Source organism: Malikia spinosa (assembly GCF_002980625.1).
GTDB classification, from domain to species: domain Bacteria; phylum Pseudomonadota; class Gammaproteobacteria; order Burkholderiales; family Burkholderiaceae_C; genus Malikia; species Malikia spinosa.
The window spans coordinates 22,066-46,948 of sequence record NZ_PVLR01000040.1 but is presented as its reverse complement, the minus strand read 5'-3'; the positions used below and the strand labels follow the sequence as shown (position 1 = coordinate 46,948).

General features: G+C 65.8%; 19 protein-coding genes. 11 read left to right on the top strand and 8 right to left on the bottom strand.

Going from position 1 to position 24,883, the window contains the following annotated elements; translation table 11 throughout:
* Positions 1–15 precede the first annotated feature (15 nt).
* From csy2 to cas1f, 4 genes are all read right to left on the bottom strand, one after another.
* Positions 16–1,098, bottom strand: a complete 1,083-nt coding sequence (csy2, locus tag C6P61_RS13520; RefSeq protein ID WP_105730452.1) for a type I-F CRISPR-associated protein Csy2 — start codon at positions 1,096–1,098, stop codon at positions 16–18.
* Entirely contained in the window at positions 1,088–2,383 is a 1,296-nt protein-coding gene (gene csy1 / locus C6P61_RS13515; RefSeq protein ID WP_105730451.1) for a type I-F CRISPR-associated protein Csy1, read from the bottom strand. Before csy1 ends, csy2 begins: the two co-directional genes overlap by 11 nt.
* 229 nt (positions 2,384–2,612) lie before the next feature.
* Positions 2,613–6,068, bottom strand: a complete 3,456-nt coding sequence (cas3f, locus tag C6P61_RS13510) for a type I-F CRISPR-associated helicase Cas3f (RefSeq protein WP_105730450.1) — start codon at positions 6,066–6,068, stop codon at positions 2,613–2,615.
* Complete coding sequence (cas1f, locus tag C6P61_RS13505; RefSeq protein WP_105730449.1) at positions 6,065–7,078, bottom strand: type I-F CRISPR-associated endonuclease Cas1f; 1,014 nt, start codon at positions 7,076–7,078, stop codon at positions 6,065–6,067. Before cas1f ends, cas3f begins: the two co-directional genes overlap by 4 nt.
* A 300-nt stretch (positions 7,079–7,378) precedes the next feature.
* Here cas1f and dapC point away from each other — a divergent pair, with 300 nt between their 5' ends.
* The 10 genes from dapC to C6P61_RS13455 all read left to right on the top strand — a co-directional run bounded on the left by dapC (position 7,379) and on the right by C6P61_RS13455 (position 20,704).
* Positions 7,379–8,626, top strand: coding sequence for a succinyldiaminopimelate transaminase (dapC, locus tag C6P61_RS13500; RefSeq protein ID WP_105730448.1), 1,248 nt, complete (start codon positions 7,379–7,381; stop codon positions 8,624–8,626).
* Positions 8,627–8,636: 10 nt separating this feature from the next.
* Positions 8,637–9,470, top strand: a complete 834-nt coding sequence (gene dapD / locus C6P61_RS13495; protein ID WP_105730447.1) for a 2,3,4,5-tetrahydropyridine-2,6-dicarboxylate N-succinyltransferase — start codon at positions 8,637–8,639, stop codon at positions 9,468–9,470.
* 55 nt (positions 9,471–9,525) lie between these two features.
* Positions 9,526–10,677 (top strand): PilT/PilU family type 4a pilus ATPase, encoded by a 1,152-nt coding sequence (locus tag C6P61_RS13490; protein ID WP_105730446.1) that lies wholly within the window; start codon positions 9,526–9,528, stop codon positions 10,675–10,677.
* Positions 10,678–10,703: 26 nt separating this feature from the next.
* Positions 10,704–11,891, top strand: a complete 1,188-nt coding sequence (dapE, locus tag C6P61_RS13485; RefSeq protein WP_105730445.1) for a succinyl-diaminopimelate desuccinylase — start codon at positions 10,704–10,706, stop codon at positions 11,889–11,891.
* Positions 11,888–12,802, top strand: a complete 915-nt coding sequence (prmB, locus tag C6P61_RS13480) for a 50S ribosomal protein L3 N(5)-glutamine methyltransferase (protein ID WP_105730444.1) — start codon at positions 11,888–11,890, stop codon at positions 12,800–12,802. The genes dapE and prmB overlap by 4 nt, the downstream gene beginning before the upstream one ends.
* Positions 12,799–14,847, top strand: a complete 2,049-nt coding sequence (locus tag C6P61_RS13475) for an ABC-F family ATP-binding cassette domain-containing protein (protein WP_105730443.1) — start codon at positions 12,799–12,801, stop codon at positions 14,845–14,847. The genes prmB and C6P61_RS13475 overlap by 4 nt, the downstream gene beginning before the upstream one ends.
* 117 nt (positions 14,848–14,964) lie before the next feature.
* Complete coding sequence (locus tag C6P61_RS13470) at positions 14,965–18,309, top strand: DUF748 domain-containing protein (protein ID WP_105730442.1); 3,345 nt, start codon at positions 14,965–14,967, stop codon at positions 18,307–18,309.
* A gap of 128 nt (positions 18,310–18,437) precedes the next feature.
* Positions 18,438–19,214 (top strand): transporter substrate-binding domain-containing protein, encoded by a 777-nt coding sequence (locus C6P61_RS13465; RefSeq protein WP_105730441.1) that lies wholly within the window; start codon positions 18,438–18,440, stop codon positions 19,212–19,214.
* A 93-nt stretch (positions 19,215–19,307) separates the two neighbouring features.
* Positions 19,308–19,994, top strand: coding sequence for an ABC transporter permease (locus C6P61_RS13460; RefSeq protein WP_105730440.1), 687 nt, complete (start codon positions 19,308–19,310; stop codon positions 19,992–19,994).
* A complete protein-coding gene (locus C6P61_RS13455) occupies positions 19,991–20,704 on the top strand; it encodes an ABC transporter permease (protein ID WP_105730439.1) in 714 nt (237 codons plus the stop codon). The genes C6P61_RS13460 and C6P61_RS13455 overlap by 4 nt, the downstream gene beginning before the upstream one ends.
* A gap of 5 nt (positions 20,705–20,709) precedes the next feature.
* Here the strand turns inward: C6P61_RS13455 and C6P61_RS13450 are convergent, their stop codons facing one another.
* On the bottom strand, positions 20,710–22,266 hold the full coding sequence (locus C6P61_RS13450; RefSeq protein WP_105730438.1) for a Fic family protein: 1,557 nt from the start codon (positions 22,264–22,266) through the stop codon (positions 20,710–20,712).
* 162 nt (positions 22,267–22,428) lie between these two features.
* Complete coding sequence (locus tag C6P61_RS13445; protein ID WP_105730437.1) at positions 22,429–22,974, bottom strand: DUF2939 domain-containing protein; 546 nt, start codon at positions 22,972–22,974, stop codon at positions 22,429–22,431.
* A 143-nt stretch (positions 22,975–23,117) separates the two neighbouring features.
* Between C6P61_RS13445 and C6P61_RS13440 the strand changes: the two genes are divergently transcribed.
* A complete protein-coding gene (locus C6P61_RS13440) occupies positions 23,118–23,933 on the top strand; it encodes an ABC transporter ATP-binding protein (RefSeq protein ID WP_105730491.1) in 816 nt (271 codons plus the stop codon).
* Between the two features lie 63 nt (positions 23,934–23,996).
* On the opposite strand, the gene soxZ is transcribed toward C6P61_RS13440, so the two are convergent.
* Both soxZ and C6P61_RS13430 read right to left on the bottom strand, forming a co-directional pair.
* Positions 23,997–24,311, bottom strand: coding sequence for a thiosulfate oxidation carrier complex protein SoxZ (gene soxZ, locus C6P61_RS13435; protein ID WP_105730436.1), 315 nt, complete (start codon positions 24,309–24,311; stop codon positions 23,997–23,999).
* 98 nt (positions 24,312–24,409) lie between these two features.
* Complete coding sequence (locus tag C6P61_RS13430) at positions 24,410–24,865, bottom strand: thiosulfate oxidation carrier protein SoxY (RefSeq protein ID WP_105730435.1); 456 nt, start codon at positions 24,863–24,865, stop codon at positions 24,410–24,412.
* Positions 24,866–24,883 lie beyond the last annotated feature (18 nt).

The following is a 24,883-nucleotide window of genomic DNA, read 5'->3' as shown; positions in this document are numbered from 1 at the left end:
CTGAAAGTGATGGAGTCAATACTGTGCGACTGCGAGGGATGCGAAAGATGAAGCCTGGAAGCTGACCGCTGATTCGGCGCTGACAGCCACGGCAGGCGGCGGTGCAAGGTAATCGTTGCGGCAGCGGTACAAGCCTGCGTCCGGGTCGTGATCGGCATACCACAGCAGATCGTTCACGCGGCTCAGACGATGCGGACTGATCCACTGCCCCAGGGAATAGACACTCTCGACAAAGCGGAACGGCGTGTTGTGGTCGCGTGTGCCAGTGACCTCGCCGGGGCTGTAAAGCTGGCTCAGTGCGGCGTAGCCAACCGGAATGGGCACGATCCAGCCAGCGGTGCGGTCGTGCTGCCAGGTCACGGTTTCCACTGGCTCACCTGTCTGGGGGTGTGCCGAAACACTCCGCTGGGCGTGATGGTTCAACCTCGACAAGTCCAGCCAGGCATCCAGCAGGCTTGAGCCGGGCTGGGTCGCTTTGAGCTTCGCATGGTGGGCAAGCAGCAAGTCGTCGCGCGACACGAGAGCAAACCCGGGCAACCAACGCAAACGCCATTGACGGAAAGCCTTGGCCTGAACCGCTTCGTCCGGCGCCAGCGCCAGCAGTTGTGGATGCTTCTGCCGCGCGGTGGGTCCCCCCGCACTGCGTGGCCAGGCCGGCATCACGCTACCCCCGGCAACGCGCATGCCGGCCAGTCGGTCGGCGACTGCCTGGGCCACGCGCTGGCGCGTGACCTCATCGCTGCCGACAACCTCGCCCCAGACACCAAACACCAGCGAGAGGTCGAGGTGCATGCGCCCCTCTTCCACGATGGAGGCCGAACTGCCGTCCTTGTTGACGGGGTTGCGCATCAGCCGGAAGGCGCGGGTGTAGCCCCCCTCGGTGGTTTGCGCCTCGTAACCATGGCAAATGACGCCCACCCCGTTGAAGCTGAGTCCCAACTCGGCCCCCAGGCTGCGCTCGATGCTCTGCATGGTGCCCAGCAGCGCCGACATGGCGGGTGCGCCCCAGGTCAACGGGCTGGAAATGGCGTTGGCGTTCTGGATGCGCAAGCGCGGCACCACCAGTACGCCGTTGATCGCGGGCAGTTCAGTCGGCATGACTCATCTCCCATTCATAGGCGGCCAGTTCATCAGCCAGATCGGTTTGCCAGTGTTGGAATTCCCGATCGCCCATATGCAGCCTTTGCTTGCTACTGAGTTGTCCGTTCAGCCAGTTGGCGTAGCGACCCGCCAGCACGTCGGCCCAATCGCCGGGCCGATTGATCGCGGCACCAGCATCGACCCATGTTTTTTCTGCAGGATGCAGATGGCATTCGGGATCGTTACTCCAGCCCTCGGGCAGGCTACGGAAAGCAGCCCCGAAAAGCACGAAGTGGGACACCAACTCGGCGGCGAGTTCGTCACGCATATCGCGCGTTGCCATCGTCTTGGCTGGGTCAGATTCCAGGTAGTCACGCAGCGCCTTGACGCACCGCCACACACCGTCCTGGCGCTCAAAGCGCTTGAACAAGCTCTCCGACCGCAGCAACGGAGCCAGATCGCGCGTCTGCCAGACGGGGGGCGGCGATGCCAGCAGGTAATTGTTGCCACCGCGTTCGCTGTTGAGCTGTGACACATTCTGCGGTTTCGTGCCACCCAGCTTCTGCACCGCCAGGTTGGGATAGTCGCGCGTCGGGTGCTCGTGAAACTGCTGGCTCCAGCGCGCCTGGCGCGCAGCCTTGGCTACCTCGCTGAAGCGGTCTTCCTGAATGGTGGCATGCACGCGATGCGCCAGCGAAGTGGCGTACAGCGGGGCCAGCAAATGGAAGTCTTCATCGTTGAGCGGGTCTTCCCCCACCAGCCAGTACACCTGCTTGGCCAGCCCATGGCTGGCTAGCTGACCCCTGGCTTGCACCAGACTGCAAAATGCCTGCACCCATTCAGCCGCCTGTCCAGGATCATCGCTCAGTGCAGCGGCGACATCGGGGTCCCCGGCGAGCATCAGGTCGAGCAGGCTTTGCTCTTCGTGTTCCAGCTTGAGGAGCTTGTAGACGTCGAGTGCTGCGGCATTGCCCACCACGTCGCCAGCAAAATCGTCGCCAAGACAATGGCTTCCCACCAAGGAGAGCGTTGCCAGGCTGGCTGGTGCACAGTAGAGATTGGTCCCCTTGGCGTCCGGATGCGTCGGTTTGAGTGAATGGGTCACGGCCTGGATCTGGCTGACGCGCCGCGCGGCGTCTTCCAGCCACACGGGGGGGTCAAACTGCGCTCGCAGTTGCTCGGCGGCGGCATCCCGCTTGGGGTCATCGGCCTTCAGCTTCTCCAGCTTGCCGTCACGCCGCTCCGTCAGGAACTGCGTGATGACCGCCCGGATGGCTGCGGACCTCACGGATGGATTCGACATAGATCTCCCTGATTGCCGGTGTCACAGACCGGTTGCTTGAATGCTAGACTTCCGGGAGCCTAACGTCAATCCATTACATGTTTAAAAATAAATTTTTTAACATGGCAATCGTCAAAGACGCTATCCTTCCGTCCGTAACTGCCGCGAGGCAGCTCAGAAAATTACCTGTTTGAAAAGGGTGTTTCCATTCACTGCCGCACAGGCAGCAGGCCGGCCCAGCCGGCCTTTTTCATCGTCTTCTGACAAAGCCCAGCACCGGATGTGAGCGCCAGCCTTGCTGACTTTTCGGCAGGCTCAAGGTCGCGAAGCGTTCGGCACAGGCTTGTAGGCAAAGACCGCGCGCCTCGGCTAACTCGGAAATGGCTTGGTCGTAGCTCTGTTCAAACCAGGGTGAGATGCCGTGGCCGCGCACGGCGTCATCGGAAATGCGTTCGTGAAGGGAACGTTCCAGGGGCTGATACAGGCGCCGCCCTCGATCGGCATCCAGCACCTCGGTCAGTTCGACCTCGCCGGTGTCGTCGTTCGGGCGCAGGCACAAATCGACATGCACGACCGGGTCGTACCGGAACGGTGAGTGCTGCGGCAACATGGCTGTGAGCAGTGCATCGGCGGCGGGCTCGTGCCACCACGAGGCGGCATTGACGGGCACCATCGTCGCCAGTGCCGCAGCACCGCCCGAACGTAGCTGGCGTGGGGTCAGGGTCACGGGCTTGACCTCGACGGGCAGCATAGCGGCTTGCAGCCGAGCATGCTCCAGATCCACCAATCGCAAGGTAGGCGCAAAGACCTCCGGGGCCGCAGCCAGTAGGCGCGGTCGGGCGTCGATCACCTCCCGCTCCTCGGGTCGCAGCAGGGCACTGAGCTGATGGGTCTGGAGCTTGAAGGCGCCATCATCCTCAAACCCTGGACGCTGGAAAGCCGCCCGACCCGGTTGACTGAAGTGGCGCAGATTGGTGTCGAACACCACGATGTTCGGCAGCGTGCAGGGGCCGGGCCGGTGTCGCCGAACTCGTCCGGCCAGCTGGATCAGGGAACGCATGGACGAAGGCTCCACCACGGCCCAGTCGTAGTCGTGGTCCCGGCCGACCTCTGTGACGGGCGATCCCAGCACGATGAAGAGATGGTCCTTGGCGTGAGGGTGTGCCTCCAGCCTGGCTCGAATATCGGGTAGCGAGAACACCGCCGCGGGCTGGTGTCGCAGCAGCGTGGTGTCGAGCCGATGCTCGATGGCGGAGCGGATCAGCAGGGGAAACTGGGAATGGTAGACGCACAGGTGGATCTGCACTCCATCGGGCGCACCCTGCTGATACAAGGCCAGAGCCACCTGCACCAGGGGATCGATGTTGGCCATGCGGACGAGGCCGAAGCTGACACGACGGTCAGGTTGCTGCGGATCGGCGCTGTGATGGCGCCCGTGCAACATCAATGCCTGCTGCAGCACCAGACGGGCGAACTCAAGCGGGATTTGCTCCGGGCTCAAGCCACCCAATCGCAACGGCACCAGTTCATGGCAGCGACGCGCCTCAGCCCTTGTCAGACGAGCGTGGCGTTCGCGAGCAAAGGCCGTATGGGCACTCTCGAAAGCGGCAGCGCTGGCACAGGCCACTGCCGTCTGCTGTTCTTCATCCAGCCACAGGCATGCAATCTCGGGCGCAGTGGCGGCACCGGGTTGCTTGCCTCGATGGCGTTGGAACTCGATGCGGCCGGCGCGGTAGGCCATGAACAGGCCCTGCACCAGCGCGGGCGGCAGGGTTGCCGACGACAGCAGTACCCGGCTACCAAGCAGACCCGCCCAATGCACCAGGCGCGTGAGGGCGGGCAGATCAGCCACGTCGAAGTCGTCGGGCTCATCCAGCACCAGATCGCCACTCAGCAGGCGCAGCATGGGTGCGATCTGCCGGCCGCCGCGCTGGCTCTCCGTGGCCGGGGTAAGGTGGTCGATGGTGCAGACCAGCAGCGGCGCCAGCAACAAGGCGTTGATCTTCGGGTCATGTAGCGCGCGAGCCAGCAGGGGATTGAGGTCTGCGGGACCCGAGTCGCCGCTGAAATCCACATCGCTGTCCTCGTCCAGCAGGGCCTGCACCGATGCGGAGCCCTGCCCCTCGGCCAGCGTCTCATAGTGCTCGAACAAGGCCCGACTGGCGCTGCCACCCACATGGATGGCGATCTGGTCGTCACGCAGCTGCAAGAGTTCGCGAAACGCCCGCCCGGTCTGCAGCGTGAGCGTGCGCAAACCCAGGGCGAAAGCACAGCGGAATCCGCGTTCGGGATCGGCCAGTGCGTGCATGACCCGGGCATTGCCCAGGGTCTTGCCGCAACCCGTACTGGCCATGTTGACGATGAAAGCACCGTGCTCGGCGGCCTGGCACCTCTTGCTGGCAGCCAGCTCGGCAGCCCGGTCTTGCCAGCGGTAGCGCGGATCGCTGCTGCGCTGACGCAGGGGTTTGTGGTCGCGCAACGTGGGCAGGTCTGCGGCGAAGCGCGGCAGGGCATGGGTGATGAGACGGCTGTCGCGTGCCACACCCAGCAGATGCTCATCAAGTGTCTGGTTGCCGACCGACCGGTCCCTCTCCTTGCGCAGATTGGCCAGCAGGGGATAGCCTGGCGGCACCTCGACGCGGCCACTATCCCGACCGGTGGCCGTGATGCTGGAGTAGTGATGGTCCGCCAGCATCAGCGCCAGGCGTGAGAGGTGCATGACATAGGGCTGCTGCAACCAGGCAAAGCCCACGCCCCGATCAGGGTGTGTCAGGCGTCGCTGCAGCCGCTCGGCCAGCCGTTTGGCCTGGACTCGCCAGTGAGGTGTCGTCACCGGCAGGCCATGCGGGAACTCCCAGTAGGGCCCGACTTCCCGGTTCTTGTTCGCGGGGGTCGAGGGGGAAATGACGATTTCGTTCCAGCCCGCGTCGATCTTCAGCAAAGGGGCCTTGAGACTGGTCGCACTGAAATGCTCACTCTTCTGACCCAGCCGTTGCTGCTCGCCCTCCTTGTACGCAGGCAAGACCGGCAACCTGTGATGGGTCATGATCAGCCAAGCCACTGCTTGGGCAAGCGGGGCATGAGCCAGCGCCTGAAACGGAGGGCTAACCCCGGCATCGAGTCCGTCGCGCTCCAACCGCCCGCTGCGCCAGTCCAGCCAGGCAGCGTCGTCTTTCGGCGTGGGTTGCGCCAGGCGGGCCAGCCAAACGGCATCGTCATCTGCACCAACGAAGGCCTGAAACAGGCGCAGCGAGATCCATTCGTGCCGGTAGCGATTGCGCTCCGTGAGCTTGCCAGCCATTCGCGCCTGGAAGGCAGCACTCGCCTTGCCGAGGTCGTGCAGCAATGAAGCCAGCGCGGCCAGCAGATGGATGTCCTCGGCGCTATGCCAGTCGTTCTCGTCCTCGACACGTAGCAGATTGCGTGTGGTGGTGTTGGTAGGCACCGCTCCTTGGCTGTTGAAGCGGCGGCGGTCGCCCACCACCCACAGCAACTCGGTGTGGTCGATGCCTCGCACCCAATGGCAGGCCACGGCGGTGTTCTTGCGGGCACTCTGACGCAGCAGACGATGCAGGGTCTCCAACCCGTCCTGCGTGATCGGGGTCTGCCAGGTGCGGTCTCCTCGACGTTCTGCAAACTGATCAAGAATACGACGAGTTTGCGTCAGCGCCCGCTTGTCACATTGCGAGATGAGCAGGATATTCATGCCGCGCCCTGTGTCGCGTGCGTGGTCGTCTGCTGCCCGAGTGTGAGGGCAGTCGCCTTGAGGGTATCGATCATGAAATCGAGCGACTCGGTACGAATCAGCGCCTCGACACAGCGTTGGCGAAACTCCTGTTCGCCGTGCCCCTTCATCGCCGAGGCAAAGGCCTGCGGCAGGATGACGGCATCCTTGATCAGGTCGGCCACATCGAACACCAGACCGCCACGCCGGGTTTTGCCATGCAACACGGCCAAACCATGCGGAATGCCCAGCACCCAGCAAGCGGTAGCCCCCAGTCCGTAGGCCAAATAGTTGCCATGGTCGAGAAACTTGTTGGCGGCGTCAATGTTCTCTGTCGCGGGATCGCCCCGCTTGACGCGGGTGAAGTCACCGTAGCGGGTGGCACCCGCCGCCAGGCGATACAACTGCTTGGTCAGACGGGCTTCCTCGGTCATCAGCGCCGTGTGGTCCAACGCCTGTGCCTGCGCAACGGCACTGGAGCGCAACATAGCACCCAAGGCCTCCAGGTCGGGCGTGAAGCCCTGCTCCTTCAGTGCCTTGCTGCCAGCCCAATGCTGGCGCAGACGCTCCAGACGGGCATGCTGAAACTGCTTGGCCGCCTGCAGGCGCAAGCCATCATCAAACCAGAAGCGCACCCAATGCTGCAGGTACTCAGTGGGCCGGTATTCGCTTTGCGGTGGAATCCAGGCCACCTCCAAAACCTGCTCGACGCCTGCGAAGAGCGGCGTGCCGCCACCGCCGCAGAACCCCAGCATGACGCCGGCCTTGGCCAGCTCGCGCACCGCCGCCTGGGTGATGGAAGTGCCGGTGCCCAGCAACACCGTGGTGGTGTTGGCGATCGGGATGTTCCAGTAGAGCTGCTGCTTGCCTTGCTCGGTAACGTATTCCACGCGACCGCCATTGACCAGCACCCGGCAATGTTCCAGATAGTAGAGATTCGCGCGCTTGGAGTGAAGAATGGTCTTCAGATCTGAAGGATTAAAGTCTTGCATGAAGCCACCATCGGTACACCATCTTGCCAAGTGCGGAATATGCGTCATTGGCAAGCTTGATCGACAGCGCCAGCCGGAAGACAGCAAGCTAACGCGAAACAATGGCTACCGCTGGCGAGATCCACCTTCACTTTTGCGTTTTCAATATCAGGATATCTCGATAGCCATCGTACCCGATTTGGCTATTTAATTCGATAACAGGTTCGAATTTCAACTGAAGATCGGTTCGATGCCTGCCAGCCGATCGCAACAACGATCCACCGCGACGCATGCCGGTCAGCCATGGGACAATCTCCCCCCATGAACCCGCTCCTGTCACGCCTCCAGCCCTACCCTTTCGAGCGCCTGCGCCAGCTGTTTGCCGGCGTCACGCCCAACCCGGACTATCGCGCGATCAGCCTCGGCATCGGCGAGCCGCGCCATCCGACGCCCGCTTTCCTCAAGGACAAGCTGTGCGAGGCCGTCAACGCGCCCGACGGCGGTCTGGCGACCTACCCGGCCACGGCCGGCACGCCCGAACTCAAGAACGCCTGCGCGACCTGGATGCAGCGCCGCTACGGCCTGAGCCTGGACCCGGCGACGCAGATCCTGCCGGTGCTGGGCTCGCGCGAGGCGCTGTTCTCGCTCGCGCAGGTGGTGGTCAACCCGCGCGCCTTTGCCGATTCCGCCGAGGGTGTCGAGCCGGTGGTGGTCTGCCCCAATCCCTTTTATCAGATCTACGAGGGCGCAGCCTATCTGTCGGGCGCCCAGCCCTGGTTCGCGCCGAGCGACCCGAAGCGCAACTTCGCGGTCGACTGGGCCAGCGTGCCGCAAGCCATCTGGCAGCGCACCCAGCTGCTGTTCACCTGCTCGCCGGGCAACCCGACTGGCGCGGTGATGCCGCTGGATGAGTGGAAGATGCTGTTCGAGCTCAGCGACCGCTACGGCTTCGTGATCGCGTCGGACGAGTGCTACAGCGAGATCTATTTCCGCGACGAGGCGCCGCTCGGCGGCCTGGAAGCCGCGGCCAAGCTGGGCCGGACCGACTTCAAGAACCTGATCGCGCTGACCAGCCTGTCCAAGCGCAGCAACGTCCCCGGCCTGCGCAGCGGCTTCGTCGCCGGCGACGCGGCGCTGATCAAGGCCTTCACGCTGTACCGCACCTACCACGGCAGCGCGATGAGCACCGTGATCCAGAGCGCGAGCGCCGCCGCCTGGCTCGACGAGCCGCATGTGATTGACAACCGCGAGCAGTACCGCGCCAAGTTCGCCGCCGTCACGCCGATCCTGGCCGAGGTCATGAACGTGGCGCTGCCCGACGCCGGCTTCTACCTCTGGGCCGAGGTGCCGGAAAAATTTGGTGGCCTGAGCGGCGGCAGCGATGCCGACTTCGCCAAGGCGCTGCTGGCTCAATACAATGTGACCGTTTTGCCGGGCAGCTACCTGGCGCGCGAGGCGCAGGGTTTCAACCCGGGCGCGCAGCGCGTGCGCATGGCGCTGGTCGCAGAAACATCCGAATGCGTCGAGGCCGCTCGCCGCATCGCAGAATTCATCAAGAACTCCCGCTAACAACAGCATCATGACCCAACAACTGCAACAGATCATCGAAAACGCCTGGGACAACCGCGCCCAGCTCTCGCCCGCCTCGGCACCGGCCGAAGTGCAGGAAGCGGTCGCGCATGTGATCGACCAGCTCGACAGCGGCAAGCTGCGCGTGGCCAGCCGCGAAGGCGTGGGCCAGTGGACGGTGCACCAGTGGCTCAAGAAGGCAGTGCTGCTGTCGTTCCGCCTGAAGGACAACGAGATCATCTCGGCCGGCGACCTGGGCTTCTACGACAAGGTGCAGACCAAGTTCGCCCATCTGTCGCCGCAGGAACTCGCCGCCACCGGCGTGCGCGTGGTGCCGCCGGCCGTCGCTCGTCGCGGCAGCTTCATCGCCAAGGGCGCGATCCTGATGCCGTCCTACGTCAACATCGGCGCCTATGTCGATGAGGGCACCATGGTCGACACCTGGGCCACCGTCGGTTCCTGCGCCCAGATCGGCAAGGGCGTGCACCTGTCGGGTGGCGTCGGCATCGGCGGCGTGCTCGAGCCGCTGCAGGCCAACCCGACCGTGATCGAGGACAACTGCTTCATCGGCGCGCGTTCGGAAGTGGTCGAAGGCGTGATCGTGGAAGAGAACTCGGTGCTGGGCATGGGCGTCTACCTGGGCCAGAGCACCCCGATCTTCGACCGCGCGACCGGCGAGATCACTTATGGCCGCGTGCCCTCGGGCTCGGTGGTGGTCAGCGGCAACCTGCCCAAGACGGCGGCCAATGGCGCCCCTTACAGCATGTACGCCGCTATCATCGTCAAGCGCGTCGATGCGCAGACCCGCTCGAAGACCAGCATCAACGACCTGCTGCGCGACTGATCGCTGAGCGCGCCCGCGCAAGGCGGGCCATTGGGCTGCGGCCCGGGAGGTGGACATGGGCAAGATGGACAAGCTGCTGCGTCTGATGGCCGAACAAAAGGCCTCCGACCTCTACCTCTCGGCCAATGCGCCGGTGCTGATCAAGATCGACGGCATCTGCCGGCCGCTAGAGCCCGAGCTGCTGTCGGTCGAGGCACCGTACCAGCTGCTGTCCGAGATCGTCACGCCCGAGCAGCTGCGCGAGTTCGACCACAACGGCGAGCTCAATGTCGCGATTCCGCTGCTGAGCGTGGGGCGCTACCGCGTCAGTGCGATGCGCCAGCGCAGCAGCTGCGCGGTGGTGGTGCGCTTCATCAGCATCGACATCCCGCCGCTGGAGCAGCTCGGCCTGCCGGACCTGCTGTCCGAGATGGTGATGGCCAAGCGCGGGCTGATGCTGGTCGTCGGCGCGACCGGATCGGGCAAGAGCACGACGCTGGCGGCGCTGCTCGACCACCGCAACCAGCGTGTCGTCGGCCATATCCTGACGATCGAGGACCCGGTCGAGTACCTGTTCAAGAACAAGCAGTCGATCGTCAACCAGCGCGAGGTCGGCACCGATACCAAGACCTTGCATGTGGCGCTCAGGAATGCGCTGCGCCAGGCGCCCGACGTGATCCTGATCGGCGAGATCCGCGACCGCGAGACCATGTCGGCCGCGATCGCCTATTCGCAGTCCGGCCATCTGGTGCTCGCGACGCTGCATGCCAACAACAGCTACCAGGCGCTGAACCGGATCCTGAACTTCTATCCGGTCGAGGTCAGGCCCACGATGCTCAACGACCTGGCCTCGTCGCTGCGGGTCATCGTCTCGCAGCGGCTGCTGCGCGCGGTCGACGGCTGCCGGGTGCCCGCGCTCGAGGTGATGGTCAACACGCGGCTGATCAGCGAGCTGATCGAGAATGGCGACTTCTTCGCCGTGCGCGAGGCGCTGGAGAATTCGCTGGCCGAGGCCTCGCAGACCTTCGAGGTCGATCTGGCGCGGCTGATCCAGTCGGGCCGGATCAGCCGCGCCGAGGGCCTGGCCTATGCCGACTCGCCGGCCAACCTGATGTGGCGGCTCGACAATAGCGCCGGGCCGCCGGACGACAAGAAGGCCGCTGCCGGACCGACCGACCCGCCTGCGGGTCGTCCGTTTTCTGATTTCACGATCGACGTCAAGCCCTGACGCCGACTTTTTTCCCGGATCTGCTCATGAGCGACACCCTGCGCCTGACCGAGGCGCTGATCTCCCTTTCCTCCGTCACGCCCGACGACGCGAGCTGCCAGCAGCTGATCATCGAGCGCCTGCAGCCGCTGGGCTTCGTCTGTGAGACGATTGCCAGCGGCCCGGACGATTTCCGCGTCACCAACCTGTGGGCCAAGCGCCCGGGCGCCAGACCTGATGCGCCGACGCTGGTCTTTGCCGGCCACACCGACGTGGTGCCGACCGGCCCGGTCGAGCAATGGGGCAGCGACCCCTTCGTGCCGACGGTGCGCGACGGCAAGCTCTACGGCCGCGGCGCCGCCGACATGAAGGCCTCGCTGGCCGGCATGGTGGTGGCCTGCGAGGAATTTCTCGGACAGCACGCCAACCCCGAGCTGGCGATCGCCTTCTTGCTGACCAGCGACGAGGAAGGTCCGGCGCATGACGGCACGGTGGTGGTCTGCCGCGAACTGACGGCGCGCGGAGAAAAGCTCGACTACTGCATCGTCGGCGAGCCGACCTCGGTCAAGCAAAGCGGCGACATGATCAAGAACGGGCGGCGCGGCACCATGAGCGGCAAGCTGACCGTCAAGGGCATCCAGGGCCATATTGCCTACCCGCACCTGGCGCGCAATCCCGTTCACATGCTGGCGCCCGCGCTGACCGAGCTGGTCGGCACGGTCTGGGACCAGGGCAACGACCATTTCCCGCCCACCACCTGGCAGGTCAGCAACATCCACGGCGGCACCGGTGCCAGCAACATCATCCCCGGCCAGGTGGTGGTGGACTTCAACTTCCGCTTCAGCACCGAGAGCACGGCCGAAGGCCTGCAGCAGCGCGTAGCCGACATCCTGGCGCGCCACGGCCTGCAGGCCGGCAGTGACTACGACCTGGCCTGGACGGTCGGCGGCCACCCCTTCCTGACCCGCCCCGGCACCCTGGTCGACGCGGTGCGCGACGCGATCCGGGCCGAAACCGGGCTGGAAACCGAGCTGTCCACCAGCGGGGGCACCAGCGACGGCCGCTTCATCGCCAAGATCTGCCCGCAGGTGATAGAGTTCGGCCCTCCCAACGCGACCATCCACAAGGTTGACGAGTGCATCGCGCTGGTCGACATCGAGCCGCTGAAGAACATTTACCGCCGCACGCTCGAGATTCTGGCCAGCGTGCCGGCACAGGACGAGATCACCCCTTGAATCTGAACCAATTACTGCAAGCCGCGAGCACCCAGCTCGAGGCGGCTGGCCTGGCCTATGGCCATGGCACCACCAACGCGCATGACGAGGCGGTCTGGCTGACGCTGTGGCAGCTGGGCCTGCCGCTCGACAGCGCGCTGGACGAGCTGGCCGAACGGGCCTGCTCCGAAGCGGAAGTCGCTGCCGTGCAAGCGCTGATCCAACAGCGCATCACGACCCGCCAGCCGGCGGCCTACCTGACGCACGAGGCCTGGCTGCAGGGCGTGCCGTTCTATGTCGACGAGCGCGTGATCGTGCCGCGTAGCTTCCTGGCCGAGTTCATCGCTGCCGCCGAAGGCGCCGAATCGATCGACGGCTGGCTGGGCGAACACACCCAGCAGGTGCTGGACCTGTGCACCGGCAACGGCAGCCTGGCCGTGCTGGCCACGCTGGCCTGGCCCGAAGTCCAGGTCGATGCGGCCGACCTCTCGACCGATGCGCTGGCCGTGGCCCGCATCAACGTCGAGAAACATGGCTTGCAGCAGCGCATCCGGCTGATCGAGTCCGACGGCTGGGCCAATCTGCCGGGCCGCTACGACCTGATCCTTTGCAACCCGCCCTATGTCTGCCGCCAGGGGATGGACGAGTTGCCGGCCGAGTACCGCGCCGAGCCGCTGATCTCGCTCGACGGCGGACTGCAAGGCAGCGCAGATGGCATGGACTTCGTGCGCCATCTGCTGGCGCATGCGCTGGAACACCTGAACGAGCATGGCGTGCTGCTGCTCGAGATCGGCAACGAGCGCGAGCATTTCGAGCGCGCCTTCCCGACCCTGCTGGCCTACTGGCCCGAAACCAGCGCGGGCGAAGGCCCGGTGCTGCTGCTGACCCGAGAATCACTGGCCGACTGGGCCGCTACCAAGGACATCACATGATCACGCTGCGCAATGTCACGCTGCGCCGCGGCACCAAGGTGGTGCTGGACCAGGCCAATGCGACCATCAACCCCGGCGAGAAGGTCGGCCTGGTCGGGCGCAACGGCGCCGGCAAGTCCAGCCTGTTTGCGTTGCTGCAAGGCAAGCTGCACGAGGACGGTGGCGAGTTCAGCTGGCCGCGCCAGTGGCAGCTGGCCCAGGTCTCGCAGGACATGCCCGAGACCGACCAGCCCTGCACCGAGTTCGTGATCGACGGCGACACCCGCCTGGCCGCCGCGCGCGCGGCGGTCGAGCTGGCCGAGGCCAGCGACGACGGCGAGGCCATGGCCCACGCCTACACCGACTTGCACGATGCCGGCGCCCATGACGCACCGGCACGCGCGCAGGCGCTGCTGCTGGGCCTGGGCTTCCAGGTCAACGAGGTGGATCGTCCGGTCAACAGCTTCTCGGGTGGCTGGCGCATGCGGTTGCAGCTGGCGCGCGCGCTGATGTGCCCGAGCGACCTGCTGATGCTCGATGAGCCGACCAACCACTTGGACCTCGACGCGCTGGTCTGGCTCGAGAGCTGGCTCAAGCGCTACGCCGGCACCATGGTCGTGATCAGCCACGACCGCGAATTCCTCGACGCGATCACCTCAGTCACGCTGCACATCGACAACGCCAAGATCACGCGCTACGGCGGCAACTACAGCCGCTTCGAGGACATGCGCGCCGAGGCGCTGAGCCAGCAGCAGGCCAGCTTCTCGCGCCAGCAAGACAAGATCGCGCATCTGCAGAAGTTCATCGCCCGCTTCAAGGCCAAGGCCAGCAAGGCCAAGCAGGCGCAAAGCCGGGTCAAGGCGTTGGAGCGGATGGAGAAGATCGGCCCGGTGCTGGCCGATGCCGAGTTCACCTTCGAGTTCCAGGAGCCGGCGCAGCTGCCGAACCCGATGCTGAGCCTGCGCGAAGCCAGCTTCGGCTACCGCGCCGAGGACGGCAGCGCGACCACCATCGTGCACGACGTCACGCGCTCGGTGCTGGCGGGTCAGCGCCTGGGCATCCTGGGCGCCAACGGCCAGGGCAAGTCGACCTTCGTCAAGACGGTGGCGCGCGACCTGGCGCTGCTGACGGGCGAGCTGACCGAGGGCAAGGGCCTGAACATCGGCTACTTCGCGCAGCAGGAACTCGACGTGCTGCGCCCGGACGACACGCCGCTGGAGCACATGATCCGGCTGGCGCGCGACCTGAGCGCCGCTGGCGCGCTGAGCGGCCAGGGCACGCGCGAGCAGGACCTGCGCAACTTCCTGGGCCGCTTCCAGTTCAGCGGCGACATGGTGCAGCAGGCGGTGGGCAGCATGAGCGGCGGCGAGAAGGCGCGCCTGGTGCTGTGCATGATCGTCTGGCAGCGCCCGAACCTGCTGCTGCTCGACGAGCCGACCAACCATCTGGACCTGGCCACGCGCGAAGCGCTGGCGATGGCGCTCAACGAGTTCGAGGGCACGGTGATGCTGGTCAGCCACGACCGGGCGCTGCTGCGTTCGGTCTGCGACGAGTTCTGGCTGGTCTCGCACGGCGGCATCGAGCCGTTCGATGGCGACCTCGACGACTACCAGCGCTATCTGCTCGACATGGCCAAGCAGAAACGCGAGGCGGTGCAAGCAGCCCAGCGCGCGCCGGCGGCCAAGGCCGTCAAGGACGAGCCGGTCGTCACCGTGGCAGTGGCCAGCCCCAAGCCGGTGGCAGCTGCGCCAATCGCGGCGGCCAGCGCCCCGGCCCTGGCAGTCAATCCGGCCGATCAGCGGCGCCTGGAAGCACAGCGGCGCCAGCAGCTGGCGCAAAAGCTCAAGCCGCACAAGAAGGCACTGGCCGATCTCGATCAGCGCATGGCCAGCCTGCAGACCGAGGGCGCCGCGCTGCAGCAAAAGCTGCTGAGCGCGCTGCCGCCGGCCGAGCTGGCGCAGATCGGCAAGCGGCTCAAGGGCATCGAGGACGAGACCGCCGCCGCCGAGCTGCGCTGGCTCGAACTGTCGGAGCAGATCGAGGCGATCGAAGCCGAGGCCGACTGACCGTCGATTGAGCTTCGACTGACTTTCGCTTGACTTTCGACTGAGCCCCGACCAGGCCCCTGTGCCCCGCGCCTGCTGGCGGGCCGGGGGCCTTCATTGTTTGGACCGGAACAGGACATGGACCATGCATCCGATCAGCCCGCTGCTGCGGGCGCTCCCACGCCCACGCCGCAGCGAAGATCGCCACGCACAGGGGCCTGGCGCTGGCTGCGGATTGCCGGCCTGGCGCTGGCTGGGCTGCTGCTGTTCTGGCTGCTGGCCTGGGCCGGCTTGCCGCCCTTGCTCAAATGGCAGCTCGAGCGCCAGGCCGGTGCCGCGCTCGGGCGCCAGGTCAGCGTCGAGCGGGTCGAGCTCAAGCCCTGGTCGCTCGAACTTGAACTGCACGGGCTGCGGCTGCTTGATGCCCAGGGCCAGGGCGACCAGTTCACTCTCGAGCGGCTGTATCTCGACCTCGATGCGCGTTCGCTGCTGCAGCTGGCACCGGTGCTCGACGCGCTCGAGTTCGACCGGCCGCATTTCAGGCTGCGCCATCTGGGCGGCGGGCGCTACGACATCGACGACCTGATCGCGCGCCTGCTCAAGCCCGAGCAGCCGGCGTCGGAACTGCCGCGCTTTGCACTGTTCCAGCTGCAGCTGCGCGATGCGGCGATCGACTTCATCGATGAGCCGGTGGGACGCACGCAGCAGATCCGCCAGCTGACGCTGAAGCTGCCGTTCCTGAGCAGCCTGGAGCCGCAGCGCGAACAACCGAGCGAGCCGAGCCTGCACTTCCTGCTCAATGGCGACCCGGTCGATGCCAAGGCGCTGCTGCAGCCCTTTGCCCAGGCGCGCCAGGGCGAGGCCAGGCTGCACAGCGCCGCGCTGGACCTGGCGCCCTATCTGCCCTACTGGCCCGCGACCCTGCCGCTGCGCCCGACGCGCGGCCAGCTCGAGTTCGACCTGACGCTGCGGCTGGCAGCGGGGGCGCAACAGGCTCCAGCCGCACGGGATGACCAGGCAGCGCAGGAGCGACAAGATCAACAGGATCAGCAGATGGCGCCGACACCGCTGTCGCTGGCCGGCCATCTGGCGCTGCGCGATGTCGAGCTCGAATGGGCCGGCGCCAGCGCCGCTCAACCGATGCGGCTGCGCTGGGATCGGCTGCGCTTCGACGGCAAGACCCGGCTGGGCTGGCCGATCCGGTCGCCCAGCGGCACCATGGCGCTCGCGCTCGCGCTCGAGGACGGGCGGCTGCAGGTCGATGGCCTGGCGCTGCACGAGGGCGACCAGCCCCAGGCCAGCCTGGCGCGGCTGCTGCTGGCCAACGCCCGCATCGATCTGGCCGAGCGCCGGCTGGTGGTCGGGCAGCTGCGCCTGGAACAGCCCGATCTGCAGCTGGAGCGCGACCAGCGCCAGCGCTGGATGTTCGAGCGCTGGCAGGCCGCCCTGGGCCAGGCTGACCAGGCGATCGCATCGAATCAGGCCAGCCCTGCCCCGGGCTGGCGGCTGCAGCTCGACCAGTTCGAGCTGGCTGATGGTCGGCTGGGCTTGGTGGACAGAAGCCCGGTGCGACCGGTGCGACTGCGGGTCGAAGCGCTGCAGCTGAGCGCAGGGCCCTGGAGCAACGCGCTGCCAGCGGCGCAGGCCTTGCCGCTGGAGCTGAGCCTGCAGCTGGCGCAAAGTGGACCAGGTGGACCAGGCGGACGAAGCGAACAAGGCAGGCAAGGCGGAGCAGGCAGATCGGGGCCGGCTGGCAGCGCAGGCGCCCTGCGCTACCAGGGCCGGATCGAACTGCCGCAGCCGGCCAGCGGCGGGCACCCAGCCCGGTTTTTTGCCAGCCAGGGCCGGCTTGAGCTCGACCAGCTGCCGCTGCACCGGCTCGAACCCTATTTCGCCGCCGCGCTCAACCTCGAGCTGCTGCGGGCTGAACTCGGGCTGCGCGCCAGCGTCGAGTTGTCGCTGCCGCCCGAAGGCCTGCAGCTGGCGCTGCGCGGCGACGGCGCGGTCGAGCGCCTGCGCACCAGTACGCTGGAGCCGGCCGAGCGGCTGCTCGACTGGCAATCGCTCGGACTGCGCGGGCTGCAGCTCGACCTGAAAGGGGGCGCGCTGAGCCGGCTCAAGGTGGCCGAGACGGTGCTGAGCGACTACTACGCGCGGATCGTGATCGACCCGCAGGGCCGCATCAACCTGCAGCAGCTGCTGCGCCAGCCTGCGGCCAAGCCCGCCACACCGCCGGCAGCGCCCACAGCCCAGCAGGCGCGGCTCGAGTTCGGGCCGATCAGCTTCGTCAATGGCCAGGTCGACTTTGCCGACCATTTCATCCGGCCCAACTATTCGGCCCGGCTCAGCGAGCTGAGCGGCAGCCTGGGCGGCTTTTCGAACCAGCCACCCAGGTCGGAACAGCCGGGCCAGGCACCCGAGCTGGCAGCCTTGAGCCTGCGCGGCAAGGTCGAGGGCCAGGCCAGTCTAGCGGTAGAAGGCCAGCTCAACCCGCTGGCGCAGCCGCTGGCACTCGACATCCGGGCCCAGGTCGACGACCTCGACCTGCCGCCGCTGTCGCCCTACAGCATCAAGTACGCCGGGCATGGCATCGAGCGCGGCAAGCTCGGCATGACGGTGCGCTACCAGATCGCGCCCGACGGCCAGCTGCAGGCGAGCAACCAGATCCTGCTCAAGCAGCTCAACTTCAGCGAGCGCGTCGAGGGCAGCGAGGCGCCGAACCTGCCGATCCGGCTGGCGGTGGCGCTGCTGGCCGACCGCAACGGCGTGATCGACCTGAATCTGCCGATCAGCGGCTCGATCAACGACCCGCAGTTCCGCGTCGGCCCCATCGTCTGGCGCATGGTGCTGAACCTGATCGGCAAGGCCGTGACGGCACCGTTCGCGCTGATCGCGCAGGCGCTGGGCGGCTCGGCCGAGGACTTGCGGCAAATCGACTTCGCGCCCGGACGCAGCGAGCTCGACGCCGCGGCCCGCAGCCGGCTCGAGCAGGTCGCGCAGGCCATGGCCCAGCGCCCGGCGCTGCGGCTGACGCTGGCAGGCCAGAGCGACCTCGAGCGCGAACGCCGCGCCTATCAGCAAGCTCAGCTGCAGCAGCGCCTGCTGCAGGAAAAGCAGCGCCAGCTCGAACGCCGTGGCCAGGGCAGCGAAGCGGTCGCGCCGCCGACCGCGGCCGAGTCGGCCGAGCTGCTGGCGGCGGTGTATCGCCGCGCCGACATCCCGAAGCCGCGCAACCTGGTCGGCCTGGCCAAGACCTTGCCAGCGGCCGAGATGGAGGCGCTGCTGCTGGCCTCGATCCCGGTCGATGCCGACCGCATGCGCGAGCTCGCGCTGGCGCGTGCCGGCGCCGTGCGCGACGCGCTGGTCCGGCTCGGCGTCGATCACGAGCGGCTCTATCTGCTGGCACCGACCGGCCCGGAGCAGGCCGCGACCGACGGCCAGCCCTGGCAGGCCGGCGTGATGCTGGGACTCAAAACTGAGTGAGCGAAGTGACTTATTTATGTCAATTCCGGCAAAATTGCGTTTTTCCTGGCTTTTGCACGGGCCATTCGGTGTCACGGCTGAGCCAGGGTTCTAGAATGCAGTGACTTTATTTCTTACTTGAGGAAGACATGAACAAGCTCCTGGCCGCAATCCTCGTCAGCGTGGGCGCCTCCGGCGCGATGGCGCAAGGCGCCGACCTCAAGGTCGCGATCGACCCGACCTACCAGCCCTTCACCTTCAAGACCGCCGACGGCAAGCCGACCGGCTTCGATGTCGACATCGCCAACGCGATCTGCGAACAGATCCAGCGCAAGTGCGTCTTCGTCGAACAGGTCTGGGACAGCATGATCCCGGGCCTGCAGGCCAAGAAGTACGACGTCATCATCAGCTCGATGTCGATGACCGACGACCGCAAGAAAGTGATCGACTTCTCGGACAAGTACTACAACACCCCGAGCCGCGTCGTGGTCAAGTCCGACGTCAAGGTCGACGAGGCGTTTGGCGGTCTCAAGGGCAAGAAGCTCGGCGTGCTCAAGGGCAGCACGCAGGAGAAGTTCGCGCTCGGCGAGCTCAAGGCCAAGGGCGCGACCATCGTGCCCTACGAGGCACAGGACCAGGTCTACCTCGACATCAAGTCGGGCCGTCTTGACGGCACGGTGGCTGACGCGGTCGAGGTCGGTGCCGGCTTCCTGGGCAAGCCCGAAGGCAAGGGCTATGCCTTCGCCGGTCCCTCGCTCGACGCGCCGCAGTACTTCAAGTATTTCGGCTCCGGCATGGGGGTGGCGATGCGCAAGGGCGACAAGCTGAAAGACCCGATCAACGCCGCGATCAAGACCATCCGCGCCAACGGCAGCTACAAGAAGCTCAACGACAAGTACTTCACTTTCGACGTCTACGGCAAATAAGGCCGGCTGGGCGCGCTTCTTGCGTGCCCGCTGTTGCAGCAACCCAACAGGGCGGCAGCTCCCGAACCGGGCTGGCCGCCCCATTCCATTCTTATGACCGGTTACTACCTGACGATTCTGGAGGGTGCGGCGCTGACGGTGGCGGTTTCGCTCGCCTCGCTGCTGGTGGCCATCCTGCTCGGGCTGGCCGGCGCCAGCGCCAAGCTCTCCGGCCGCAAGCCGCTGGTGGCGGCCGCCACGCTCTACACCACGCTGGTGCGCGGTGTGCCTGAGCTGGTGTTGATGCTGCTGATTTTCTACGGCGGCACGATCGGGCTCAATGCCCTGATGGAAGCGCTGGGCAGCGAGCAGACGATCGACATCGAACCCTTTGCCGCCGGCGTCATCACGATCGGCTTCATCTATGGCGCCTACATGACCGAGACCTTTCGCGGTGCGATCCTGGCCATCCCCAAGGGCCAGATGGAGGCCGCCTGGGCCTTTGGCATGGGGCCGCTGCGCACTTTCTGGCGCATCACGCTGCCGCAGATGATCCGCTATGCCCTGCCCGGCTTCACCAACAACTGGCTGGTGCTGATCAAGGCGACCGCGCTGGTCAGCCTGATCGGACTGCAGGACATGACCTACCGCGCCAAGCAGGCCAGCGCCGCCACGCGCGAGCCCTTCACCTTCCTGTTGTTCGCTGCGGGACTGTTCCTGCTCTACACCTGGATCTCGCTCTGGGCGCTGCGTCAGGTCGAGGCGCGCTACAGCCTGGGCACGAAACGGGGGCAGCTGTGAACTGGGAAGTGATCTTTGCCCCCGAGACGCTGCAGCTCTATGGCGAGGGCCTGCTGGTCACGCTGCAGCTGCTGCTGGAGCTGCTGGCGATCGGCGCCGTGCTGGCGCTGCTGATGGCGCTGGCGCTGACCAGCCGCCAGGCCTGGCTGCGGCGCCTGGTGGGCGCCTACACCTTCTGCATCCGCGGCACGCCGCTGCTGATCCAGGTCTACCTGATCTACTACGGCCTGGCCCAGGTCGAATGGATACAGCAGCGCTGGGACGACATCTGGCCCTGGACCTATTTCAAGGAGCCGTTCTTCTGCGCGCTGCTGGCATTCGCGCTCAACAACGCGGGCTACAGCGCCGAGATGCTGGCGGGCTCGATCCGCGAGACCCCGGCCGGCGAGATCGAGGCCGCCCAGGCGATGGGCATGAGCCGCTGGGCCGTGCTGCGCCGCATCGTGCTGCCGAGCGCACTGCGCCGCACGCTGCCGGCCTACAGCAACGAGGTCGTCATGATGCTGCACAGCACCAGCCTGGCCAGCACGGTGCCGGCGCTGTTCGACGTGACGGCGGCGGCCGGCCGCATCTACTCGGACTTCTACCTGCCGTTCGAGGCCTATCTGGCAGCGGCCGCGATCTACCTCTGCATCAGCTTTGCGCTGGTGGGCCTGTTCAAGCTGGCCGAGGGCCGCTACCTGGCCTATCTGGCGCCGCGCCGGCACTGAGCCCGTTACGACCGAAGCGCATCAAATGCGGCACGCACCGCCGCGACGATCTGCACGCGTCGCGCATAGAACGCACCGCCGGGCTGGAAGATCTGCGGCAACTCCTTGCGCAGCTTGTTGCTGATCTGCCAGTTCTCCTGCTGGAGCGAGCGAATGATGCGATCCGCATCGGAATCGGGCATTTCGACCAGGTCCTTGATCGCCTCCCGGGCTTCGTCATTCTGTCGCAAAGCCAGCGCCTCATCAGCCATCTCGTGCTCCACCGTCTGACGCAGCACCGCACTGAGATACCTGGCATGCCCGGACAGGTCCAGGAAGCGCCAGGCATGTTGCGCCTCCGGGGTCTGCAGGAACTCGAAGTCGGTCAACACGCCATCCGGGCAGGTTCGCCGCTGTCCAAAGCGATAGCCGTCAGCATGGATTTGCATGAAAGGTTTGGAGATGAGCTCCAGGGCCTGGTCGTACTCGGCACGCCCCTTCGCACTGCCCGCAATCGTGGCTGAAACCGGAACGATGATGTTGACCGGCACCGCCTTGTCAGCCGCTAGCAGGTGATTCACCAGAAAGCGATGGACGCGGCCGTTGCCATCAGCCAGCGGGTGCAGGTAGACAAAGGCAAACGAGACCGCCGCGGCGCGCGCCACCGCATTCGCTCCACGCGTGCGCAACTCAAAATTGCGTAGCGCATCGAGCATGCCAGCCACCAGCTCCTCGGAGGGAGCGATGTAGTGGACGATCTGGGCACGAAAGCTGTTCTGGCCCACGAACACCGGCGAACGCCGAATGCCGACCCGCAGTGCCTGATCCCCCAGCACAGCCTTTTGCAGCATCAGCAGGCTCTCAGGCGACATCGGATCGTTCATGCGGCCGCTGAACTCGCCGATGGCGGCAGCAAACCGTTTCACCCGGGACCCCTTGTCAGCCTCGTGCTCAATGGCGAAGCTGGCACGTGACTCCTTGAAGGTCAACCAAGCCGAACTGCGCAGAAGCAGCTCAGTCCCGTAGGCGTCATCGAGCGCCTTGACCCCAGCCGACAGGTCGTAGAGCCAATCTCTTTTATCCTCAGACCCGAGATAAACCATGGGGCAGAAATCGGGCGGTCCGGGCAGGTTGTTGTTGACGCGCCAGCGCCTGACGCGTTCGGGTTGCATGGCCACCAGGTATTGCTCGGAATCGATGGCATCGACATAGCCGACATTGGGTGCCGTGTCCGGCACCTCGAGCCTCTGGCCGGTGAACCACTCGTACAGGAAAGCCGCACGGCGGGCATAGCTGCCGGTCGGCTCATCCCTGACCCACGAGGCAACAGCTTCGGAGTCGATCCGGCTGAAGAGCCGCGAAAAGAACTCGAAGTTGAGCCGCTCGTACTTCAAACCAAATTCAAAATGACCCCGGAAACTGTCGGCTGGCCGATACTGCGCTGGCCAGGTGCGGATCTCGCGTCCATCAACTACATCACGCTGACGCACCTTGCCCAGACGGCTGCGGGTGAGCAGCCCTTGTACCAGTCGGATGCCGTGCAGCTCCGCCAAGCGCTGAAAGCCCAATGAGAGGTCTGACATGGTGTTTATTTCACTATAGCTTCCGCTATTTCGCTAGAAAGATGTCGGTTTTATTCTAAAACACTATAGTCGCAGCAGGCCCTCGGCCGGCCAGTAGCCCTGGTTCATGCGGCCTCGAAGAGGTCAGACGAGCAAACGCAGGACTGGCGCCTCTGGCGCTAGTTACAACTTGCCAAGCCGGATTTCGGTCAGCTTCCAGTCTGAAAAGCCATAGCGCTCGAAGACCAGGCCGACATCCCTGTCCACCTCGGCCTGATCCGGCCGTTGGCTGTAGGCGATGACCTTGTCCAGGCCCTTGCGCTCCAGGGTCCACTGGACCTTCCTGTTGTCGGCGGGCTCGGCCTGGCCGACCCGGTCGTCGTTCGGGCCGGACTTCATCTGACCTTGCTGCAAGGCACGCATGACCATCTCGGGCCGCACGAAAGCCTCGACCATCTGGTTGACGACCACCATTCCGAGCATGGTGCCCAGGGTGGCGAAGCCGTTGTCCTGGTTGGCGCCCAGCTCCTGCGACATGCGCGCCGAGATCTGGCCTTTCAGGCTGTCCCGGACCCTGGGATAGTCGACCTGCGCGTTGAAGGCGTCGCTGTCGTTCCTTTGCGCAGCCTGCCGGATGTCCTTGAAGGCCATATAGGGCGAGTAGTACCAGTAGCCGCCGACGCTGGCAGCAGCGACAGCCAAGGCTGCCAGTAGGGGTTTGGTTTTCATGCGAGCTCCCTTGATTGGCCTACCGTTATACCTAGTCTTGCCTGCCTCATAATCCGCTAGCCTGTTGCCGGTGGCTGCAGTACGGGAAGTACCGCGAGCCTGCGCAGGATTTCACAGAACCCACCAGATCAAGAATCTTGGAAATCAACAACTTAACCACCCCAGCAGCACCTTCCGGACACCCCACGCCGGAGTACAAGCTGCAGGTCGAGAACCTCCACAAGCGCTACGGCCAGCACGAGGTGCTCAAGGGCGTATCGCTGGCCGCGCGCGCCGGCGATGTCATCAGCATCATCGGCAGCTCGGGCTCGGGCAAGAGCACCTTCCTGCGCTGCATCAACCTGCTGGAAAAGCCGCAGCAGGGTCGCATCATCGTCGCGGGCGAGGAGCTGCTGCTCAAGCCCGGCCGGAACAACGGCGAGCTCGAACCGGTCAATCCGGCCCAGCTGCAGCGCCTGCGCACCAAGCTGGCCATGGTGTTCCAGAACTTCAACCTCTGGGCCCACATGACGGTGCTCGAGAACATCATCGAGGCGCCGGTCCATGTGCTGAAAGTCCCGAAGGAACAGGCCGTTGCCACTGCGCGCAAATACCTCGAGATCGTGGGCCTGAAGGGGGTCGAGGACCGCTACCCGGCGCACATGAGCGGCGGCCAGCAGCAGCGCGTCGCGATCGCGCGCGCGCTGGCGGTCGAGCCCGAGGTGATGCTGTTCGACGAGCCGACCAGCGCGCTCGATCCCGAGCTGGTCAACGAGGTGCTGCGCGTGATGAAGCTGCTGGCAACCGAGCACCGCACCATGGTGGTGGTCACGCACGAGATGGGCTTTGCGCGCGAGGTATCGAGCCACCTGATCTTCCTGCACCAGGGCCTGATCGAGGAACAGGGCAATCCGCGCGAGATCCTGGCCAACCCCAAGAGCGAGCGGCTGACGCAGTTCCTGTCGGGCAACCTCAAGTAAGCGGCTCGACGCCCCTCACCCGGAACGGCGGCTTGCGGCGCACTCCAGCGCGGCAGTCAGCCTTCACGGGGCCACCAGGGCCTCGTCGCTGCGGCGCTGGCCCTGGTTGTCGAGCCAGGACACCCCGATCCTGTCGCCGGCCCGGGCGCCCTTGAGCTCGAAGCGCAGCAACGGGTTCTTCGCCACCCAGGGCCCCCATTCGGCCGTGAAGACGGTAAGCCCGTTGAGGGTGGCGCGGACTTCGCGCACGAAATGGGCCGGCACCGGCTGGCCGGTCTCGTCCTGGCGCTGGCCGGACTCCATCGGGTGGCTGATCAGCACGCGCACCACGACGCGGTCGCCAGCGGCCTGGGCACGGATTCGGATCGGTTCGGGCATGTTGGTCGGGTCGGTAGGGGGTTCGGAGGGAGGCGCGGCTGGCGTAAGTCGCATGAGCCGCATAGGACGCATAACCGTGTCAGGGAGGCGATCGCCGCTCAGGCGCCGCAGGCGCCCTGCGTGACCTGGATCGTCTTGCGGGCGAAGCAGGCCTGGCCATCGGCCGTGATCGCCACCGCGTAGACCGCGGATGATTCGACCAGCTTGACGCGCAGGGCGAAATTGGCTTCCACCGCCGGGCTGGGCCGGAACAGGGCTGCCAGCACGGTCGGGTTCCTTTCCACCAGGATCAGCAGCAGGCTGATGTCGGCCAGCGAGCTGCTGAGGCCCAGCGGCACCGAGGCGCCGTTTTCCGCGAAGTCGGGGCCGCTCAGCAGGATCTGCCGGCTTTCGACCGGGGCCTGGCCGCCGAGTGCCGCCAGCACGGCATCGATCTGCTTGGCCTCGAAGGCGGCCGACGGATCGGCCCGGGACGGGCGCGGCCACAGGCCGGTCAGCGCCAGCAGGCCGGCCACGGTGGCGCTGTGCTTGAGCATGGAGCGTCGGTTGGGCATCGGGCGGACTCCTTCCAT

Excerpts from the sequence above, each read along its gene's own strand:
- csy2 (WP_105730452.1), bottom strand. The coding sequence starts at position 1,098 with ATGCCGACTGAACTGCCCGCGATCAACGGCGTACTGGTGGTGCCGCGC.
- csy1 (WP_105730451.1), bottom strand. The coding sequence starts at position 2,383 with ATGTCGAATCCATCCGTGAGGTCCGCAGCCATCCGGGCGGTCATCACG.
- cas3f (WP_105730450.1), bottom strand. The coding sequence starts at position 6,068 with ATGAATATCCTGCTCATCTCGCAATGTGACAAGCGGGCGCTGACGCAA.
- cas1f (WP_105730449.1), bottom strand. The coding sequence starts at position 7,078 with ATGCAAGACTTTAATCCTTCAGATCTGAAGACCATTCTTCACTCCAAG.
- dapC (WP_105730448.1), top strand. The coding sequence starts at position 7,379 with ATGAACCCGCTCCTGTCACGCCTCCAGCCCTACCCTTTCGAGCGCCTG.
- dapD (WP_105730447.1), top strand. The coding sequence starts at position 8,637 with ATGACCCAACAACTGCAACAGATCATCGAAAACGCCTGGGACAACCGC.
- C6P61_RS13490 (WP_105730446.1), top strand. The coding sequence starts at position 9,526 with ATGGGCAAGATGGACAAGCTGCTGCGTCTGATGGCCGAACAAAAGGCC.
- dapE (WP_105730445.1), top strand. The coding sequence starts at position 10,704 with ATGAGCGACACCCTGCGCCTGACCGAGGCGCTGATCTCCCTTTCCTCC.
- C6P61_RS13475 (WP_105730443.1), top strand. The coding sequence starts at position 12,799 with ATGATCACGCTGCGCAATGTCACGCTGCGCCGCGGCACCAAGGTGGTG.
- C6P61_RS13470 (WP_105730442.1), top strand. The coding sequence starts at position 14,965 with ATGGACCATGCATCCGATCAGCCCGCTGCTGCGGGCGCTCCCACGCCC.
- C6P61_RS13465 (WP_105730441.1), top strand. The coding sequence starts at position 18,438 with ATGAACAAGCTCCTGGCCGCAATCCTCGTCAGCGTGGGCGCCTCCGGC.
- C6P61_RS13460 (WP_105730440.1), top strand. The coding sequence starts at position 19,308 with ATGACCGGTTACTACCTGACGATTCTGGAGGGTGCGGCGCTGACGGTG.
- C6P61_RS13450 (WP_105730438.1), bottom strand. The coding sequence starts at position 22,266 with ATGTCAGACCTCTCATTGGGCTTTCAGCGCTTGGCGGAGCTGCACGGC.
- C6P61_RS13445 (WP_105730437.1), bottom strand. The coding sequence starts at position 22,974 with ATGAAAACCAAACCCCTACTGGCAGCCTTGGCTGTCGCTGCTGCCAGC.
- soxZ (WP_105730436.1), bottom strand. The coding sequence starts at position 24,311 with ATGCCCGAACCGATCCGAATCCGTGCCCAGGCCGCTGGCGACCGCGTC.
- C6P61_RS13430 (WP_105730435.1), bottom strand. The coding sequence starts at position 24,865 with ATGCCCAACCGACGCTCCATGCTCAAGCACAGCGCCACCGTGGCCGGC.